At 47.8% G+C, this 253-nt stretch carries 1 pseudogene; it reads right to left on the reverse strand.

The annotated features are described in order from the left end of the window. Positions 1-61: 61 nt before the first annotated feature. Positions 62-253: pseudogene (locus ACYP03_RS27100) on the reverse strand (DNA/RNA nuclease SfsA); the annotation flags it as partial.

Genomic DNA, 253 nt, shown 5'->3' on the forward strand with positions numbered 1-253 from the left:
GTACCCGTCTGTTTTCATTACCATACTTCACTTCCGTGCGCAATGTAGCATTTCCAGATTATTCATGATTGAGTTCATTTTTGAGCGCTTCATCCACAATCTGGTTGGCCCGGGCTGTATTGATGCTAATCCGATGACCGGCTTTTGTCTCAGTCAGTTCACAGCTGTGGGCATATTTTCGCTTCGGATTATCTGAGGTTGAATACCAGATGGTGTCACCTGGTTCGGCGCAGCCGGTCATGGCACCGGTATT

It is taken from the genome of Photobacterium sp. R1, from assembly GCF_054600795.1.